The 18,205-nt window shown below is 67.9% G+C and carries 15 protein-coding genes; 5 read left to right on the top strand and 10 right to left on the bottom strand.

Annotated features, from left to right (window positions below; genetic code table 11):
- From C7402_RS16005 to C7402_RS15990, 4 genes are all read right to left on the bottom strand, one after another.
- Positions 1-383, bottom strand: a 383-nt coding sequence (locus C7402_RS16005; RefSeq protein ID WP_208948945.1) for a 2-hydroxychromene-2-carboxylate isomerase, incomplete at its 3' end; no start/stop codon positions are given.
- 107 nt (positions 384-490) lie between these two features.
- Positions 491-2,056: an efflux transporter outer membrane subunit gene (locus tag C7402_RS16000; protein ID WP_116611281.1), complete on the bottom strand. Its 1,566-nt coding sequence runs from the start codon at positions 2,054-2,056 to the stop codon at positions 491-493.
- The gene (locus C7402_RS15995) at positions 2,053-5,199 is read right to left on the bottom strand and encodes an efflux RND transporter permease subunit (RefSeq protein WP_116611280.1); all 3,147 of its coding nucleotides are present in this window, start codon (positions 5,197-5,199) and stop codon (positions 2,053-2,055) included. Before C7402_RS15995 ends, C7402_RS16000 begins: the two co-directional genes overlap by 4 nt.
- A complete protein-coding gene (locus C7402_RS15990) occupies positions 5,196-6,272 on the bottom strand; it encodes an efflux RND transporter periplasmic adaptor subunit (RefSeq protein WP_341869245.1) in 1,077 nt (358 codons plus the stop codon). Before C7402_RS15990 ends, C7402_RS15995 begins: the two co-directional genes overlap by 4 nt.
- A gap of 373 nt (positions 6,273-6,645) precedes the next feature.
- Here C7402_RS15990 and C7402_RS15985 point away from each other — a divergent pair, with 373 nt between their 5' ends.
- Entirely contained in the window at positions 6,646-7,263 is a 618-nt protein-coding gene (locus C7402_RS15985) for a TetR/AcrR family transcriptional regulator (protein ID WP_116611278.1), read from the top strand.
- Between the two features lie 63 nt (positions 7,264-7,326).
- Here the strand turns inward: C7402_RS15985 and C7402_RS15980 are convergent, their stop codons facing one another.
- The 6 genes from C7402_RS15980 to C7402_RS15955 form a co-directional block, all read right to left on the bottom strand.
- The gene (locus C7402_RS15980) at positions 7,327-7,557 is read right to left on the bottom strand and encodes a DUF2795 domain-containing protein (protein WP_116611277.1); all 231 of its coding nucleotides are present in this window, start codon (positions 7,555-7,557) and stop codon (positions 7,327-7,329) included.
- 230 nt (positions 7,558-7,787) lie between these two features.
- A complete protein-coding gene (locus C7402_RS15975; protein WP_116611276.1) occupies positions 7,788-8,063 on the bottom strand; it encodes a hypothetical protein in 276 nt (91 codons plus the stop codon).
- Positions 8,064-8,320: 257 nt separating this feature from the next.
- Entirely contained in the window at positions 8,321-9,661 is a 1,341-nt protein-coding gene (locus C7402_RS15970; protein WP_116611275.1) for a C45 family autoproteolytic acyltransferase/hydrolase, read from the bottom strand.
- Positions 9,662-9,816: 155 nt separating this feature from the next.
- Positions 9,817-11,562, bottom strand: coding sequence for a ClcB-like voltage-gated chloride channel protein (locus tag C7402_RS15965; RefSeq protein ID WP_112172731.1), 1,746 nt, complete (start codon positions 11,560-11,562; stop codon positions 9,817-9,819).
- A 97-nt stretch (positions 11,563-11,659) separates the two neighbouring features.
- A complete protein-coding gene (locus tag C7402_RS15960) occupies positions 11,660-12,394 on the bottom strand; it encodes a glutathione S-transferase (RefSeq protein WP_116611437.1) in 735 nt (244 codons plus the stop codon).
- Between the two features lie 258 nt (positions 12,395-12,652).
- Positions 12,653-13,717 (bottom strand): YeiH family protein, encoded by a 1,065-nt coding sequence (locus tag C7402_RS15955; protein WP_116611274.1) that lies wholly within the window; start codon positions 13,715-13,717, stop codon positions 12,653-12,655.
- Between the two features lie 147 nt (positions 13,718-13,864).
- On the opposite strand from C7402_RS15955, the gene C7402_RS15950 reads away from it, so the two are divergent.
- The 4 genes from C7402_RS15950 to C7402_RS15935 all read left to right on the top strand — a co-directional run bounded on the left by C7402_RS15950 (position 13,865) and on the right by C7402_RS15935 (position 18,193).
- Positions 13,865-14,797 carry a LysR family transcriptional regulator gene (locus C7402_RS15950; protein WP_116611273.1) on the top strand — a complete coding sequence of 311 codons (933 nt, stop codon included), beginning with the start codon at positions 13,865-13,867 and terminating at the stop codon, positions 14,795-14,797.
- Between the two features lie 174 nt (positions 14,798-14,971).
- Positions 14,972-15,760 carry a TIM barrel protein gene (locus C7402_RS15945; RefSeq protein WP_116611272.1) on the top strand — a complete coding sequence of 263 codons (789 nt, stop codon included), beginning with the start codon at positions 14,972-14,974 and terminating at the stop codon, positions 15,758-15,760.
- Between the two features lie 53 nt (positions 15,761-15,813).
- Positions 15,814-16,782 (top strand): sugar kinase, encoded by a 969-nt coding sequence (locus tag C7402_RS15940; RefSeq protein WP_116611271.1) that lies wholly within the window; start codon positions 15,814-15,816, stop codon positions 16,780-16,782.
- A 127-nt stretch (positions 16,783-16,909) separates the two neighbouring features.
- Positions 16,910-18,193 carry an MFS transporter gene (locus C7402_RS15935; protein ID WP_112172726.1) on the top strand — a complete coding sequence of 428 codons (1,284 nt, stop codon included), beginning with the start codon at positions 16,910-16,912 and terminating at the stop codon, positions 18,191-18,193.
- Positions 18,194-18,205: the final 12 nt, after the last annotated feature.

Below are 18,205 nucleotides of genomic sequence, written 5' to 3'. Positions count from 1 at the left end.
GGCGAATCCACTTCGCGATCGTCGCCGTAGTTGCGCGCCATCACGGCGCGGCACCAGGCGGGCAGCCACGGCTCGTCGGCGGCGAGCATGGCGATACGTGTCGCCAGCACGGCGCGGCGCGGAAACTCGCTGGGTTGTCGCCACGGCAAGCCGTATTTGCGGCATTGGCGGCGCATGTCCTGCCACACGTATGCGCCTTTTTCCTTCTGCACGACGAAGGGCGGGCCTTCCCAGCCAAGCGCTTCGAGAATCGGGCCCAGCATGAATGGCCGCCAGCGCACGGCCACGCCCGCGCGTGCCGCAAGCGCTTCGATGCGCATCACGCTCAAGTAGCTGTAATTGCTCGAAAGATCGAACCAGAAGTCGAGTGAGGGCGGGGGCATGATGTCGTGTCCTTGGCGAAGGCGCGCCGTCTCGCGCGGCGCGTTGCCCTTCATGCTACCGCGAGGCGACTCGCTACACGTACGGAACGCACCAAACGACGTGAGCGCTATTTGCCCTGCGCCGTCCCGGCATCCGACGTCGCAATGGCGGCAGTCTGTGCCTCATGCCCGCTGCCGAGCGTCGCGGGATTCGTCGGCGGATTGCCCATCGCCTGGAAGAGCGCGGCCGTGTCGGCGAGCCGCGTGCCGCGATAGCGGATTTCGTCGAGGCGCGCATTGCGCCACTGTTGTTCGCTCTGGCGCACGGCGTACCAGGGCACGGCACCGAGTTTGTAGCGCGCATTCGTGTCCTCGTACACGCCCTGGGCCGTTCGCGCCGAGGTGCTGGCCGCGTCCAGCGCCTGCGCGTCGTGCTCGAGCGCGGCGAGGCGGTCGGCGACGTCGCGGAACGCCGTGAGCACCGTTTGCTTGTACGTGTCGTTGGCCGCATCGTACGACTGCAACGCCGCACGCCGCTGCGCGAGGAGCGCGCCGCCATGAAAGATGGGTTGCGAAAGCGAAGCGCCGATCGCCCAGAGCGCGCCCGCACCGGACGTCACGACGGGCCAGCTAAAGCCGCCCTGGCCGAGCGCCGCCGAAAGCGTGATGCTCGGATACATCTGCGCGGTCGCGGCGCCCACCTCGGCGGCGGCGGCCGTGAGCGTGGCCGTTGCCGCCTCGATGTCGGGCCGGGTCTTCAGGAGTTCTGAAGGCACGACCACGGGCACCTGCGGCGGCACGGCAAGGCTCGCCAGGTCGAGATCGGGCGGCGCCTGGTCGGGTGTGCGTCCGATCAGCACGGCGAGCGCGTGGCGCTGCGCGGCCCATTGCTGGCGCAGCCCCGGCAGATTCGCCGCGAGCGAGGCCGCGCTTTGCTGGGCGTTGAGCAGGTCGGTGCGCGAGGCGGAGCCGAGCGCGTAGCGCTTTTGCACGTCGTCGGCCTGGGCATTGGCGAGTGCGATGAGTTGCTCGGTCGTGTCGATCTGTGCGTGCAGCGTCGCCGCGCCAAGCGCGCTCGCCACGATGTTCGCCGCGAGCGCACGGCGCGCGGCCTCGAACTGGAACGCCTGCACGTTCACGCGCGAGGCGAGCGCCGCGTTGTTCAGCCGCGTCGCGCCGAACACGTCGAAGGTATAGCGCACGTCGATCAGGCCCGCGAACAGCGCGTATTGCAACTGGTCGATGCCGAACTGCGGAATGGCGGGCGCCTGCTGGCGTTGCGCGATGCCGATCGCATCCACGGTCGGCAGGAGCGAGCTGCCGATCTGACCGCGCAGTTGTTCGCGCGCGGCTTGCAGGCTGTGATCGGCGGCGGCGAGGTCCGGGCTGTTGGCGAGGCCTTCGTTGACGAGCGCATCGAGCGTGTCGGAGCCGTAGAGCGTCCACCATTGGGGCACCGGCTCCGCGCCCGTCACGAACTGCTGCGCGACGCCCTGGGCGGCGACCGTTTGCGCGGGTTGGGCCTGCGCGCCGTAATGCTCGGGCTGCGGCATCGCGGGCGGCTCGCCCGTCGGGCCCATCGCGCAGCCGGCGAGCGCAAACGCCGAGCAGGCTGCAAGGGCGCCGAGCGCGCGTGGAAGGCGGGGGGCGTGCGAGCGCGCCGCCAACGCCTGAGTCGGCAATAAAGTCTTCATGATGCCTGTTCCGGCGCGCGGCCGGTCTCGTCAGTCTCGCTGCTGCGCACGCGGAACGCGGCGGCGTAGGCCGCGGGCAGGAAAAACAGCGTGAGCACGGTCGCAATCGTGATGCCGCCCATGAGCGCAGTCGCCATCGGCCCGAAGAAGTTCGAGCGCAACAGCGGGATGAGCGCGAGCACGGCGGCCGCGGCGGTCAGCATGATCGGGCGGAAGCGTCGCACCGTTGCGCCCACCACGGCGTCGAAACGTTTGTGCCCCGCGCGGATGTCCGTCTCGATCTGATCCACGAGGATCACCGAATTGCGCATGATGATGCCGAACATCGCGATCACGCCGAGCATCGCCACGAAGCCGAACGGCTGCCGGAACAGGAGCAGCGCGATCACCACGCCGATCAGCCCGAGAGGTGCGGTCAGCACGACCATCATCACGCGCGCGAGGCTTTGCAACTGGATCATGAGCAGCATGAGCACGGCGATGGCGAGCACGGGCAACTGCGCGAAGATGGACGCCTGGCCCTTCGCGCTTTCCTCGACTGAGCCGCCCACCTCGATGTGATAGCCGGGCGGCAGCGCGCGCTTGATCGACTCCAGTTGCTTGTCGAGCGCATGCGTGACGTCGATGCCTTGCGCGCCGGCGCGCACGTCCGACTGCACGGTGATGGTCGGCTGACGGTCGCGCGACCAGATCACGCCGTACTCCAGATCGTTGGCGAGATGCCCGAGCGCGCCGAGCGGCACTGGGCCGTTGGGCGTGGGCATGGCGAGCGTGAGCAGGTGCGCGGGATCGACGCGCTCCGTGCCCGGTGCGCGCAGATCCACGCTGATGAGCTTGTCGCGCTCGCGAAACTGCGTAACGGTATAGCCCGAATACGTCATTTGCAGAAAGTTGGCGATGTCCTGCGACGAGACGTTGAGCGCGCGCGCCTTTTGCTGGTCGATCTGGAAGTGCAAGGAGCGCTCGGCCGGCTCGTCCCAGTCGAAGTTGACGTTCTCGGTGCGCGCATCGGCGCGCAGCGTCGCCGCCACCTTGTTGGCGATGTCGCGCACGGTCGGGATGTCGTCGCCGCTCACGCGGAACTGCACGGGGTAGCCCACGGGCGGTCCGTTCTCGAGCCGCGAGAGGCGCGTGCGGATGGCCGGGAATTTGTCGCGCAGCATCGGTTCGAGCCAGCTTGCGAGCTTCTCGCGGTCCTCGACGGACTTCGCCGTGATCACGAACTGCGCGAAGTTGGGCTGCTGAAGCTGCTGGTCGAGCGGCAGATAGAAGCGCGGCGCGCCCGTGCCCACGAAGTCGATGAAATGGTCGATCTCGGGGCGGCCCTTGAGCGCCGCTTCGAGGCGCTTCGCCTCGCGCAGCGTCGCCTCGAACGAGGCGCCTTCGGGCAGGCGCACGTCCGCGAGCAGCTCGGGTCGGTCGGAGCTCGGGAAGAACTGCTGCGGCACGAGCGTGAAGCCCGCGAGCGCCGCCACGAAGAGCACGATGGTGAACGCGAGCACGACGAGATGCCGCTCGATGCACCAGCCGATCCAGCCGCGCAGGCGGCGATAGAAACGCGTGTCGTAGATCTCGTGCTCGTGGTCCTCGCCATGCGTCGCGTTGGGGTCGGGCTTGCGCTCGGGGAGCAGCCGATAGCCGAGCAGGGGGATGAGCACCACGGCCGCGAACCACGAGGCGATCAGCGCAATGGCGGACACCTGGAAGATCGAGCGCGTGTATTCGCCCGTGCTCGAGCGCGCAAGCACGATGGGCAGAAAGCCCGAGACGGTCACGAGCGTGCCGGTGAGCATGGGGAATGCGGTGCTCGTATAGGCGAACGCGGCGGCGCGCGTGCGGTTCCAGCCCTGGGCGAGCTTCACGGCCATCATCTCGACGGAAATGATGGCGTCGTCCACCAGCAGGCCGAGCGCGAGCACGAGCGTGCCGAGCGAGACCTTGTGCAGGCCGATGCCGAACAGATACATCGTGAGCGAGGTGACGGCGAGCACGATCGGAATCGTGATGACGACCACCATGCCGGTGCGCACGCCGAGCGAAACGAGGCTCACGAGCAGCACGATGCCCACGGCCTCGGCCACGGCTTCGACGAAGTCGTCGACCGAGCGCGAAACGGCATCGGGCATGCTCGACACCTCCACGAGCTTCAGGCCCGCAGGAAGTTGCGCGCGCAACTGCTCGACGCGCGCGTCGAGCGCCTTGCCAAGCCGGATCACGTCGCCGCCGGGCTGCATCGTGAGGCCGATGCCGAGCACCGCCTGGTTCTGGAAGCGCATCTGCGTGGCGAGCGGCTCGTCGTAGCCGCGCCGGATCGTGGCGATGTCGCCCAGGCGGAAGGTGCGGTCGTTCACGCGGATCAGCGTGTCGGCAATCGCCTTGAGGTCGTCGTACTGGCCGCTCGGGCGCACGTACACGCGGTCGTCGGCGGTCGTGAGGGTGCCCGCGGCCGCCACGCTGTTCTGCGCGCCGATCACCTGGCCTAGCTGCGTGGGCGTGATGCCCAGACGCGTGAGCTGCGTGTTCGGGATCTCAATGTAGATGCGCTGCTGCGGGTCGCCGAAGTAATCCACCTTGCCCACGTCGGGCACGCGCAGAAGTTGTTCGCGCAACTTGTCCGCGTAGTCGTGCAGTTGCGCGGGCGAGAAACCATCGCCTTCGAGCGTGTAGATGTTCGTGTAGACGTCGCCGAACTCGTCGTTGAAGAACGGCCCCTGCACGCCCGGCGGCAGCGTATAGGCAATATCGCCGACCTTCTTGCGGACCTGGTACCACGTCTCGCGCACCTCGCTCACGGGCGCGGAATCCTTCATCGTGAAGAACACCAGTGACTCGCCGGGCCGCGAATAGCTGCGCAGAAAGTCGATATAGGGCGTTTCCTGGAGCTTGCGCCCGATGCGGTTCGTCACCTGGTCCTCGACCTGGCGCGCGGTCGCGCCGGGCCAGAAGGTCTGGATCACCATCACGCGGAACGTGAAGGGCGGATCCTCCGACTGCGCAAGGCGTGTATAGGCGAGTGCGCCGAAAATCGTGGCGAGCACGACGACGAAAGTGACGAGCGCGCGATGCCGTAGCGCCCACGCCGAGAGATTGAAGCGCCCCTCTTCGTGATCGGCGCCCGGGCTCGAGCCAGGAACCTGACTCATGACGCGAGGTCCTCGGCATGCAGCGGCGCGACCGGACGCACCTGCTCGCCCGCGTGAACCGTGTGCACGCCTTGAATCACGATGCGTTCGCCGTCCTGCAAGCCGCTCGCCACGGTGATGGTGCGCGCGTCGTAGCGCGTGACGCTCACGCGCCGCAACTGGAGCACGTTGTCGGGCGCGTGCACGATCCAGAGGGCGGGCGCGTCGCCGTCGTGGAAGAGGGCGGTGGCCGGCACGGTGAAGCTGGGCGCGGCGCCTGCCTCGGCCGGAGACGCGAACGCCACGTTGGCCGTCATGCCGAGACGCACGTCGGCGTCGGGGTGTTCGAGCGTGAGCTTCGCGCGCCATGTGCGGCTTTGCGGGTCGGCCGCCGCCGCGAGTTCGCGCAGGCGCGCCGTGTAACGGCGGCCGGGCAGCGCGCCGAGCGTGACCTGCGCCGCGTCGCCCGTGTGCAGGGCCGCAATGGCGCGCTCGGGCAGATCGCACACCACATCAACGTCGCCGGTCCACGCGAGCTGGTAGACGGGTTGACCCGCCTGCACGTTCTGGCCGGTGTCGGCGTTTTCGGCGGTGATGACGCCCGCGTGGTCCGCCACGAGCTGCGTATAGCGCAACTGGTTTTTCGCGAGAGCGAGCTGCTGCTGCGCCTGGTCGCGCTGCGCCACGGCGGAAGCGTACGCATCCTGGGTCTGTTCGAGTTGCGCGCGGGCGATGAGATTGGCCTGCGACTGGGCCGTGTCGCGATCGAGCTGCTGTTTGGCGAACACGAAGCGGTGCTGCGCGGCGTCGAATTGGGCCTGCGCGCTCGCGGTGTTCTTCTCGGAGTCGGCGGGGTCGAGGCGCGCGAGCGTTTGTCCGGGTTTGACGCTGTCGCCAAGGCGCACGACGCGCTCGATGATCTTGCCGTTCACGCGAAACGACAGCGGCGTGGCGTTGCGCGCCTCGATGTCGCCGGGGTAGGCGGGGCTCACCGCGCCGCCGTCGGGATGCACGGTCATCGAAACGACCGGGCGCGGCTGCGGCGGCGCTTCCTTTTGCTTGCCGCAGGCGGCGAGTGCGAATACGCCCGCCACGAGCAGAATGCGCGCGGCCTGCCGCCACGGCGCATGCCGCGACGCACAAGGCCCCGCGTGGCGGGATTCACCGGAACCTTGACTGGAATGCTGACTGGAACCTCCGCGCATCCTGCTCGACGCGCCACGACCGCAACGATTCACTTGGACCTCGATACGCCTTGCGCGCACGCAGACCGCAAACCGCCGGGCCAGTTGCGCCGCCGTTGAACCGCGGGCGCCGCGCGGCCTCGCGCACACGCCCCCGGTTTGGGATGATGAGCCGGATTCTAATACAACGTTGTATCTGAGTGCGAAGTTGAATCCGAAGAATGTTTCAGTGCTAGACTCCCGCCAACCCACCAGACATCACCTCATCACGAAGCCCCACGCCATGAAGCGCATCCGACTCACCCGTGAGCAAAGCCGCGATCAGACGCGCGAGCGCCTGCTCGACGCGGCGCAGGCCATGTTCATGAAAAAAGGGTTCGTGGCGGCGAGCGTGGAGGACATCGCGCATGCCGCGGGCTACACGCGCGGCGCGTTCTACTCGAATTTTTCCGGCAAGTCGGACCTGCTCGTGGAATTGCTGCGGCGCGATCACGAGGCCATGCAGACGGACCTGCGCGCGATCTTCGAAACCGAGGTGTCGCGCGAGCAGATGGAAGCGCGTGTGCTCACGTATTACAGCCGCATGCCGCAGGACAACAAGGTTTTCCTCCTGTGGGTGGAGGCCAAGCTGCTGGCCGCGCGCGACGCGCGCTTTCGCGTGCGCTTTAACGCTTTCATGCAGGAGAAGCGCGACAGTCTTGCCGCGTATATCGAGGAGTTTTCGAGGCGCGTGGGCACCCCCCTGCCGATCGAGCCGCAGTTGCTCGCGGTTGGCCTGATGGGGCTGTGCGACGGGGTGCAGTTTCTCGCCACGGCCGACCCGCAGCACGTCACGCCGCCGGTCGTCGAAACCGTGCTCGCGAGCTTCCTCGCGCGGGTCGTGTTCGGGCGCGACGCCTGAGCCCCGCGCGCGCTCGCGCACGGGCGTCAATGGAGGGGGATCCGGCTGCGAACCGGGCCTGACCTAGGCGCCGATGCCCGGACCGTAGTTGCTGCCGATCAGCTGCGTGACCGAATCGACGTTGGGGTAATCCTGCTCGGGCATGCCGTCGAGAATCCCCAGCACTTCATTGCTTGCGCCCGCGGTGCGCGCGGCGTCCACGAGTTCGTCCTTGTTCGCGGGCCAGCGCACTTCGCGCAGCACGTCGGAGAATTGCAGGTCGATCGGTTCTTCGGGAATGCTTGAGGCTGGCATGCGTGGCGTCCTTTGCGCGTCGGCCTGTGCGGGCGGTTCGCGTCGTTGTCTCGTTCGTTGTTCGGCTGGCGCGCGGTGAGCGGCGCGGCTCAAGCATACACAATCCGCCTCGCACGCCGTGGACACGTGTGCACAGGCTTCACCGCGCGCGCCGCGCTTCTGACGCTCGTCTGACGCGCATTTGCCGCGTGCTCGCCACGCCTGCTTGCCCGCCTGACGGCCGGCGCGGCTCAGGTCTGCTGATGCAGGTCCGGGCTCAGCGTCTTGTCGAGGCGGTGCGACTTGGGCAGGGTGAGATATTCCCAATGCTGGGGACCGTCGGTGACGGAAACGGGCACGTCGGGGGCAGGAGGCGCCACCGGGGCGTCGTCGGCGCGGAACTGACCGGTCTGGAGCGGCAGGTGCGCGCCGGCGCGTTCGACCGGCGAGTCCTGCGCGGTGCGTACCGGAGCGGCAAAGCACGAGGCCGACAACAGCACGGTGGTCATCAGTGTCGAGGTTTTCATCGCTCGACCTCCTTTCTCATGCGGCCCACAGGTCGCAGCAAGCGCCGTACCGCGTCCGCCAGCCGTGGCGGCGACGCGAGCAGCCGCGCCGGCCGGGGCAGCCGGCGCGCCGCCACGCGGGGCGCCGGGGGGCCGCTCTTGCGGCCCGTGCGCGCGAGGCGTGTACGGATATTCCATGATGGCAGGAAATACGCCGGCGCGTCTCGAACGTTTGTACTTTTTTTGCGCGGAGAAGGACGGGCGCTCGCCCGCAGAAGCTATGGCCGCAGCGCCTCGAAGCGCGCCCACGGCCAAGACGGCCGGTCGCGCATATAGCCGTTGAGCCAGTTCCACTGCGGGTGGCGCTGCATGAACGCCTGGGCGTCGAACGCCCGGCCGCACGGATGGCCCCAGCGGGCCCAGAACGCCATGTCGCGCGCCATGTCGCTGTCGACCACCTTGCCGTCGTTCGCGCCCCATGGGTTGAACGGCCCGTGATCGGCGCCGCCAAAGCGCGCATCGTCGAGTTCGAGATGGCCGCAGATCGTGCGCGAACACGGGTTGTCGCTGCGTTCCAGATAGACGTCGTGATGGTCCGCGATCATGGTCTTGGCCAGTTCGGCGTCGATCGCGCCGCGATGCTCCTGCGCGAGCTGCATGAAGCGCAGGCGGCGCGCGCCGTTGCGCCGCACGTCGGTGTAGTCGTCGGCTTCGCCGGTGCATTCCTGGTTGCGGATCTTGAGGTCCGTGGCCGCGTTGAAGCCGCTGTAGAAGCCGTCCTTCGTGCTCTCGAAACCCGCGTGCTGCAAGCCGAGTTCGTAGCGCGCGATCTCGCCCGTTTTCGTGTCGCCCAGCAGCCAGCTGTTCACGTAGCCGGCGTTGTTCGACTGGGCGAACATCTCGCACCATTGCGCGATGCTCGACGCATACTGCGTGGCGCGCCGCGAGCGATAGAACTCGGGCGCGCCGCTCGGGCGATAACCCACGAAGTTCGAAATCGTCGTTTCCGTCACCATCAGGCCCGCGCCGTTGATCCAGAAGTCGGTGAGGCTCGAAATGCAGCCGGGCAGGCCCTGCATGAGAATGCGGTGCCCCGAGTCGGGCACGATGTCGAACACGATGTTGAAGGCGTCGCCGGCCGCGTAGCGGTCCCACGAGTTGTGCGCCATGACGATGCGGCCGTCGCGCGTCGCGCTTCCGGTGGCAATGAACGCGCTGCAATGGTGGCCGCGCCGGCCGCGCCACAGGTGCACCGCGGACTGCGGCTGGCGCGCCGCCACATGGGTTGGCCACCAGCTTTGCAGCAGGTCCATGTAGCCGTTCCAGGCGAGCACCTCGGCGAACTTGAGGCCCGCGCCGTCGGCGATGCCCTGGATCTCGTCGGCGAACTCGGTGTCCAGACGCGGCGCGAACTGCGCGATCGCGGCGTTGATGAACGTATCGAAGTCCTCGCCCGTGTCCCACTTCGCGAGGTAGCGCGCGGTGCGTATGGCGTTGCGGATCTCGTGGGCGAGCAACTTGCCGTGCTGCTCGCCCCGGTCGTAGGGCTCGCCCTGCAAGTGCACGAATATCCAGCCCGCATGGTCGCGGCGTACGGCTTCGAGTGAGGGTTCGCTCATCTTCGCTCCGGTGGTCCCCGAGTCGATTGTGGCGGCTACGTGCGCGGGCTTCCGTGCGCAGGCGCACGGCGCGCCGCGTAGCGTGTCTTGCCCTCAATTCTAGAAAATCCGCCGCGCTTTGCCATGCGCGGCGGGCGGCACGAACGGCGAAGCGCCTAGCGCTCCGCGTTCATGCGCTGATACGCGTCGAGAAGCGAAGTCTTGTACACCACGCCCGCGAGCGTCGGCTCGCGGGTGCTGGCGACCACGGGCAGGCGCTCGCCCTGGAACGACATGAAGTGTTGCAGGCCGACGGCGAGCGGCATGTCGGGCGTGAGCACGTCGAACGTGGGCTTCAGGTAGTCGCAGGCGTGCTTGTTCGAGGTGTCGCGCTTTTGCAGCAGGTCGGAGGTGATGTCGGCGAGCGCCACCGCGCCGAGAAAGCGCCCGGTATCGTCGGTCACGTAGAGATATTTCACCGGATATTCGAGGAACACGCGCGTCATTTCCTGCACTGTGGCGCTCGCGCGCACGACGGTCTCGGCGGGGCGGATCAGCTCGCGCATCTGCGTCATGCGCAGGCGCATGCGCTCGGCTTCCTCTCGGTTGCGATGAAGCGTGATTTCGTACATCGAGGCCTTGCCGATCGCGCGCGCGACGAAGTACGCCACCACGCACGAAAGCATGAGCGGCAGCACCACCTGGTAGCTCAGCGTCATCTCGAAGATCATGAGAATCGCCATGAGCGGCGCCTGGGTCGCGCCCGCGAGGAACGCGCCCATGCCCACCATCGCATAGGCGTAGGGCGCGGAGGTGCCGTCGGGCCAGAGCGCGTGCATGCCCTGGCCGAACAGGCAGCCGAGCACGGCGCCCATGAAGAGCGTGGGCGTGAACACGCCGCCCACGGCGCCGGAACCCACCGTCGCGGCCGTTGCGACGAGCTTGAATACGAGCACGGTGGCGAGCGCGGTCCAGGTCCACGGCGAATGCAGGATGGAGTTCACGACGCTATAGCCGTTGCCCCACACCTCGGGCGTCCAGACCGAGAGCACGCCGACCACGAGGCCGCCCAAGGCGAGCCGCACGGGCAGCGGCGCGTTGAGGCGGCCGAAGCCCTTCTTCGCGGTGTCCATCATCACGAGGAACTGCGGGGCGAGCGCGCCACATAAGAGACCGAGCGCCACGAACAGCAGCACCTCGACGCCCGTCACCGGCGGAAACACCGGCATCTCGTACGGCGGCTTGTAACCCGCGAACTCGCGCATCGTGATGTTGGCGACGACGGAGGAGACCACGATCGGCCCGAAGCTCTCCATGACGATCGAGCCGAGCACGATCTCGGTCACGAAGAAGGCGCCCGCGATGGGCGCGTTGTACGCCGAGGTGATACCGGCCGCCGCGCCGCACGCGACGAGCAGGCGCAGCCGCGACGGGTCGAAGTGAACCCAGCGCCCGATCAGCGAGGCGGCGAGCGCGGCGAGTTGCACCATCGGGCCTTCGCGGCCGATCGAGCCGCCGCTCGCGATCGTGAAGAGCGACGACAGGCTGCGCCAGATGCTCTTGCCGACGGGCATCACGCCGTCGCCGATCGCTACGGCCTCGATGTAATCGGTGTGCATCGCCTTGTTGCCGTTGCCCGGCGACTTGCGCCGCGCGATCAGCAACAGGCACCCGGCGACGAAGCCGCCCGAGGCGGGCATCCAGATGCGCGTTTGCCACGGCAGGTGACGGGCCATTTCAACGAGACTGCCCTCGCTGCCCGTAAAGAGCATTTGCAGATGCGCGATGCCTTCGCGAAAGAGCACGGTCGCAAATGCACCGGCCACGCCGACGATGACCGACCAGATCAGCATCGTGTGGGCGTCGGACAGGCGAAAGAGATCGCGGGCGCGAGTGCGCAGTTTCAGCAGGAATGACAGCACGGCGAGCGGGTCAGGTGAAGGGTGAAAGAAAGCCGCGCGGGCGCGTTGATCGCGACCACAGCGGCATCAAAGGAAACACCCGACGGCCCGCGCGCCTTCAGCGCACGGCTTTGTCGAGTTCGGGGTAGTGCCGGAAGATGCCGGTTTCGTTGAACGGCAGCCGCCGCTCCGAAGCGAGATAGGCGGCGATATGCGGGCGCTTCGCCACGGCGTCGCGCAGCGCGACGACATGCGGATAGTGGTCCGCGAAATGCTTCGTCGCTTTCGGAAACGCATAGCGCAGCCCCTCGACGATCTGAAACATCGACAGATCGACGTAGGTGAGGGCGCTGCCCACCATATGGCGCGGCCCGTCGGGATTCTGCGCGAGCACACGCTCGAAGTAGCTCATGAACTTCGGAATGCGATGCGCGATGAAATCCGCCGAGCGCGCCTTCGCCTCGGTCTTCTGGTCCTCGTAATACAGACCGCTTGCAATTGGATGATGCGTGTCGTGCACCTCGGCCACGAGGTCCGCGATCGTGAGTTGCAGGCCGTTCGCCACGAAGCGCAGGGCTTCGTCGCGCGGCGCGAGTTTGAGCTTCGGGCCGAGGTAGAGCAGGATGTTGGCCGTCTGCGCAATGATGAATTCGCCGTCCTTCAGGAAGGGCGGCGCATAGGGCGGATACGGTCCGTCGCTCTCCAGTTCGCTCATCATCGCGCCAATGCCGAGACCGTCCTTCTTCTCGCCGCGCGCCACGTCCACGTAAGGCGCCTGCGCTTCTTCCAGCGCCAGCCGCACGAATTCGCCCCGGCCTTGCAGGCCGTCCCAGTAGTAGAGCTCGTATGCCATCGGTCGTCCCCTTGCGTCGATCGCCGTGCCCGCCACGGCGTGCGCGGCCGCCGTCCACGCGACGGACGGCAGCGGACAGTATCGCTCGCAACCGTCGCGCCTGGCGCGCGCGTGCCGCGCCGACACGAGATGGCGCAACGCGGCGGCGCGCAGAAACGCAAAAAGCCCCGCCGCGGGCGGGGCCGGTGGCCGCGAGAAGCGGCGCACGGGGGATCGGTCGGGGCGGCGCAGGGGAGCGCACCGCCCTTGGGCGCGGGGTCATGCGAACACGCGCTCCACGGCCCAGGTGATCGCGAGACCGCCGCCAACCAGCCAGAGGTAGATGATGAAGCCGGCGGTCAGCGCACGCGGGCCGGCCTGGCGGATCTGCGAGACGCGCGTTTCGATGCCGAGCGCCGTCATTGCCATGGTCAGCGCGAAGGTGTCGAGCGTGTTGACCGCGTGGGTGGCCGCTTCGGGCAGCACGTGGAGCGAATTCACCACCACGAGCGCGAGGAAGCCGAGCGCGAACCAGGGCACCGCGAGCTTGCGCGTAACGGCCTGGCCCGCCTCGTGCGCGGCGCTCCGCGCCGCACGGTTGAGCCACACGCCGAGCACGAGCAGCACCGGCACGAGCAGCATCACGCGGGTCATCTTGACGATGGTGGCGATGTGCGTGGCTTCCGGGCTCACGTTGCTCGCCGCGCCCACCACCTGGGCGACTTCGTGAATCGTGCCGCCGAAGAAGAGGCCCGCGCCCAGCGTGTCGAGATGCAGCCAGCCCGCGTTATAGACCACCGGGTAGAGGAACATGGAGAGCGTGCCGAACAGCACGACGCTGCCCACGGCCATGGCGCTCTTGTGCGGCTTCGACTGGAGCGTGGATTCGAAGGCCAGCACGGCTGCCGCGCCGCAGATCGCACTGCCGGCGGCCGTGAGGATGGCGGTGTCGCGGTCGAGCTTGAGCACCTTCATGCCGACCCAGGTGCCGATCACGAGCGTGCTCACGACGATCGCGACCGACTCGACGAGCCCCGGCACGCCGACCTGGGCGATTTCCTGGAGGCTCACGCGCAGCCCGAAGAACGCCACGGCGATGCGCAGCAGCTTGCGCGCGGAAAAGTTGACGCCGGCGGCCCAGCTTTCGGGCATGCCGTCGCGCAGCGCATTGCCGTAAATCGCGCCGGCCACGATGCCGACGATCAGCGGGCTCATGCCGAGCCCGGCGATGGCGGGCAGCGACGCGATGCTGGTGACGGCCGCAGCGAACAGGGCGACGAACAGCACGCCGTTGAGCTGCCCGCGGGTGGACGGCAGGGCATGCGTAAGGGTGGGTGTAGACATCTAGGCCTCTCTCTCCCGGACGAGCCGGTTGAAAAATGGGGTAGCGAACAGAGCGCTATCGAATGGCCTAATCCTAATTTAGATATATCGATATGAAAAATCGTGATTTGTGACGTAATATATAGGTCAACACGATGGTTCTCCGCCATGACCCCGGAACAACTGATAACTTTCGCTGCCGTCGCCGAGCACCTCAACATCAGTCGAGCGGCGCTCTCCCTGCATTTGTCGCAGCCCGCCGTATCGGGCCAGTTGCGGCTCTTGCAGGAGGAATTTGGCGAGCCGCTCTACCAGCGCGACGGCCGCGGCGTGCGCCTCACGCCCACGGGCGAGCAACTCGCGGGCTACGCGGCGCGGCTGCGCGACACCTGGCGCGACGCGCTCGCCTACCGCGACGCGCTGCGCGGCCTCGAGCGCGGCACACTGCGCATCGGCGCCACGACCACGCCCGCGAGCTACCGGCTGCCGTATCTCGTGGCGCAGTTTCACGGGCACTATCCGCAGGTCAAGCTCGAAACGTCGAGCGGCAACACGACGGACGTCGTCGGCATGCTCGGGGCGGTCGATATCGCGCTGATCGAAGGGCCGGTAGGCGAGCAGTTGCCGCCGGACACGGCCGTGCACCCGTGGCACGAGGACGAAATCGTCGCCATCGTGCCGCGCGGCCACGCGCTGGCCGCGCAATTGCCGGAGCCGCACGGGGAGACCGGGGAGACCGGGGAGCCGAAGCCGGCCATCACGGTGGAGGCGCTCGCCGAGTGGCCACTCGTGTTGCGCGAAGACGGCTCGGGCGTGCGCCAGGTCGTCGAGCGCGCATTCGCGCGTGCGGGCGTACCCATGCGCGTGGCGCTGGAGATCGCGGGCGTGGAGGGCGTGAAGGAGGCCGTGCGCGCGGGCATGGGCATCGGTTTCGTCTCCGCCATGTCAATGCGGCACGAGAACGGCGCGTTGCGCCAGATCCGCTTCGGGCCCGAGCCGCTTGCGCGCCGCTTCTCGATTCTCGTCCCGCATGCGGGCGCCGCGTCGCGCGTGGCACAGCGTTTTCTGGAGCTGTGTCTCGCCGATGTTCCCGGCGCATGACCCAGGGCATACCAGAATGGCGTGCCGCGCGACGAGCGCGCACTATCCGCCCTAATCATCCGGCGCGCACAGGCGCCTTTTTTCGAACCGGATTTGGAACCGGTTCCAAAAGGGCAAATCGAAGCGGATTCGACGAACACAAGGTGTGCGCCGGTAGCAACAGGGAACAAGGCAATGGCGGAAGTAGCAATCGTGGCGAGCGCGTTTGGTGCGCAGGCAATCTGGCGTGACGGACATGCGGCATGGAGCGTGTCGGCGCGGCGCGCTGGCGCGCAGGCATTCGAGGTCCGGCGCGAGCTGATGCACGACGCCGACGCGCAGCCCGAGGCACTGCACGCGCTCGGAACGGCGCTTGCGCGCGAGGGTCTGTGGCGCGTCTGGTCCACGCCGGACTCGCTCTACACGGAAGACGGCGCGCTCGACGAGGCGGCGCTGTGCGCGGCCGTCGCGGCGGGCCGTGCGCTCGGCGCGCGCTTCGTGAAACTGCAATTGGGCGGCTTCGCGGGCGAAGCCTGCGCGGCGCGCCTCGCGAGCCTGCTCGAAGAACTGGGCGCACGCACCGGCGAGGCGGGTGACGGCCCGCGCGTCGTGGTCGAGAACGGGCAACTCGAGCAGGGCGGCAAGCTCGCCCAGTTCGTCGGCCTGTTCACTGCGTTGCGCGAAGCAGGCGCAGCGGCCGTGATCGGCATGACGTTCGACATCGGCAACTGGCAGTGGCCGGGCGAGCCACCGCTGCTCGCGGCCGCCGCGCTCGCGCCGCACGTCGAGTACATCCACTGCAAGGCCGTGGCGGGTGAGGGTGCGCGCCGTTTCGCGGCTGCGCCTGGCGACGACGACACGCTGTGCCGCGCCGCGCTTGCGCTGCTGCCCACGCACGTGCCGCGCGGCATCGAGTTTCCCTTCGATCCGGCCTGCGTCGCGGCAGAAGCCGCTCATTACGTGGAGTGGCTCGCCGCCGCCTGATGCGCAGCGGCAGCCCGGCCTCAGACACCCTATTCGATTCAGGAACACATCCCATGACCGACACACTCGATGTCATCACCTACGGCGAAGCGATGGCGATGTTTGTCGCCACCGAGCCTGGACCGCTCGCCCAGGTCGGGCACTTCACGAAGCGCGCGGCGGGCGCGGAGCTCAACGTCGCGACCGGCCTCGCCCGCCTGGGTTTCAAGGTGGGCTGGATGAGCCGCGTGGGCGCCGATTCGTTCGGCCAGTTCGTGCGCGACGTGCTCGCGCAGGAAGGCATCGACGCGCGTTGCGTGAGCACCGATGCACGCTACCCGACCGGCTTCCAGCTCAAGTCGAAGAACGATGACGGCAGCGACCCGGCCGTCGAATATTTCCGCCGCGGCTCGGCGGCGAGCAAGCTCTCGACCGACGACTATCAGGCCGCCTACGTGCTCGGCGCGCGCCATCTGCACCTGAGCGGCGTCGCGCCCGCGATTTCGCCGTCGTCGCGCGAACTCGCCTTCAAGCTCGCGCAAGCGATGCGCGACGCGGGCCGCACGATCTCGTTCGACCCGAACCTGCGCCCGACGCTCTGGGGCTCCGAAGCCGAGATGGTCGCGACACTCAACGAACTCGCGAGCTTCGCCGACTGGGTGCTGCCCGGCGTGGGCGAGGGCCGCGTGCTGACCGGCTCGGACGACCCGGAAGTCATCGCGAACTTTTACCTCGCGCGGGGCGCGCGCGGTGTGGTCGTCAAGCTGGGCGCGGAGGGCGCCTGGTACGCCACCGCCGCCGGCGAGCGCGGCCGCGTCGCGGCACAGCGCGTGGAGCGCGTGGTCGATACCGTGGGCGCCGGCGATGGTTTCGCCGTGGGCGTGGTGAGCGCGCTGCTCGAAGGGCGCGCACTGCCCGAGGCGGTCGCGCGGGGCAATCGAATCGGCGCGCTGGCCGTGCAAGTGATCGGCGATTCGGAAGGCTTGCCGACGCGTGCACAGCTCGACGCGCTCGAAAGCGCGCAAGTGCGCACGGCCGCATAACCGCATAGCAAGACAAACCGCAACAAGCAGAAACAGGCGGCGCAACGCGTGAATTCGCACGTGGCGCGCCGAATGACATGAGACCAGAGGGCGGCACGACGAAGCCGCTGTTCAACTGGAGACACAGATGACCTCAACCTCGCTCGCACCGCGCCGCTGGTGGGCAATCATGCCGATCGTGTTCATCACGTACAGCCTGGCCTACCTCGATCGCGCCAACTACGGCTTCGCCTCGGCGGCAGGCATCAACCGCGACCTCGGCATCAGCCCGGGGCTTTCCTCGCTGATCGGCGCGCTGTTTTTCCTCGGCTACTTTTTCTTCCAGTTGCCGGGCGCCGTTTATGCCGAGCGCCGCAGCGTGCGTACGCTCGTATTCGTGAGCCTCGTGCTCTGGGGCGGTTGCGCGGCGCTCACGGGCGTCGTCACGAACATTCCTTCGCTCATGGCGATCCGCTTCGTGCTCGGCGTGGTCGAGGCGGCCGTGATGCCCGCCATGCTCATCTTCATCAGCAACTGGTTCACGAAGAGCGAGCGCTCGCGCGCCAACACCTTCCTGATCCTCGGCAATCCGGTCACGGTGCTGTGGATGTCGGTCGTCTCGGGCTATCTCGTGCACGCGTTCGGCTGGCGTCACATGTTCATCGCGGAAGGCGCGCCGGCCGTCTTGTGGGCCGTGTGCTGGTGGTTCCTCGTGCGCGACAAGCCCGCGCAGGTGAACTGGCTCTCCGACGAGGAAAAGCGCGCGCTCGACGCTTCGATGCGCGCCGAGCAGGCCGCCATCAAGCCCGTGCGCAACTACGCCGAAGCGTTCCGCACGCCTGCCGTGATGCTGCTTTCGGCGCAGTACTTCTGCTGGAGCATCGGCGTGTACGGCTTCGTGCTGTGGCTGCCTTCGATCGTGAAGAACGGATCGGCGCTCGGCATGGTCGAGACGGGCTGGCTCTCCGCGCTGCCGTATCTCGCCGCGACGATCGCGATGCTCGCGGCCTCCTGGGCCTCGGACAAGCTCGATAACCGCCGCGCCTTCGTGTGGCCGTTCCTGCTGGTCGGCGCACTGGCCTTCGCGGGTTCGTATGCGCTCGGCTCGACGCACTTCTGGATGTCGTATGCGCTGCTGGTGGTGGCCGGCGCCGCAATGTACGCGCCGTATGGCCCGTTCTTCGCGATCGTGCCCGAGCTGCTGCCGAAAAACGTCGCGGGCGGCGCAATGGCGCTCATCAACAGCATGGGCGCACTCGGCTCGTTCGTCGGCTCCTACGTCGTCGGCTATCTGAATGGCGCAACCGGCTCGCCTGCGGCATCCTATGCGTTCATGAGCGCGGCGCTGGTCGCCGCGGTGGGCCTCACGCTCGCCGTGAAGCCGCAGCGCGAAACCGCTCATGGCTACGCCGCGCCGGTTCACGGAAAATAACGCACACTCGAG

The organism is Paraburkholderia unamae, assembly GCF_003096875.1.
Classification (GTDB): Bacteria; Pseudomonadota; Gammaproteobacteria; order Burkholderiales; family Burkholderiaceae; genus Paraburkholderia; species Paraburkholderia unamae.
This window is presented reverse-complemented; position numbering and strand designations above follow the sequence as displayed.

Coding starts and splice junctions, on each gene's coding strand:
- C7402_RS16000 (WP_116611281.1), bottom strand. CDS start 2,056: ATGAAGACTTTATTGCCGACTCAGGCGTTGGCGGCGCGCTCGCACGCC.
- C7402_RS15995 (WP_116611280.1), bottom strand. CDS start 5,199: ATGAGTCAGGTTCCTGGCTCGAGCCCGGGCGCCGATCACGAAGAGGGG.
- C7402_RS15985 (WP_116611278.1), top strand. CDS start 6,646: ATGAAGCGCATCCGACTCACCCGTGAGCAAAGCCGCGATCAGACGCGC.
- C7402_RS15980 (WP_116611277.1), bottom strand. CDS start 7,557: ATGCCAGCCTCAAGCATTCCCGAAGAACCGATCGACCTGCAATTCTCC.
- C7402_RS15975 (WP_116611276.1), bottom strand. CDS start 8,063: ATGAAAACCTCGACACTGATGACCACCGTGCTGTTGTCGGCCTCGTGC.
- C7402_RS15970 (WP_116611275.1), bottom strand. CDS start 9,661: ATGAGCGAACCCTCACTCGAAGCCGTACGCCGCGACCATGCGGGCTGG.
- C7402_RS15960 (WP_116611437.1), bottom strand. CDS start 12,394: ATGGCATACGAGCTCTACTACTGGGACGGCCTGCAAGGCCGGGGCGAA.
- C7402_RS15955 (WP_116611274.1), bottom strand. CDS start 13,717: ATGTCTACACCCACCCTTACGCATGCCCTGCCGTCCACCCGCGGGCAG.
- C7402_RS15950 (WP_116611273.1), top strand. CDS start 13,865: ATGACCCCGGAACAACTGATAACTTTCGCTGCCGTCGCCGAGCACCTC.
- C7402_RS15945 (WP_116611272.1), top strand. CDS start 14,972: ATGGCGGAAGTAGCAATCGTGGCGAGCGCGTTTGGTGCGCAGGCAATC.
- C7402_RS15940 (WP_116611271.1), top strand. CDS start 15,814: ATGACCGACACACTCGATGTCATCACCTACGGCGAAGCGATGGCGATG.
- C7402_RS15935 (WP_112172726.1), top strand. CDS start 16,910: ATGACCTCAACCTCGCTCGCACCGCGCCGCTGGTGGGCAATCATGCCG.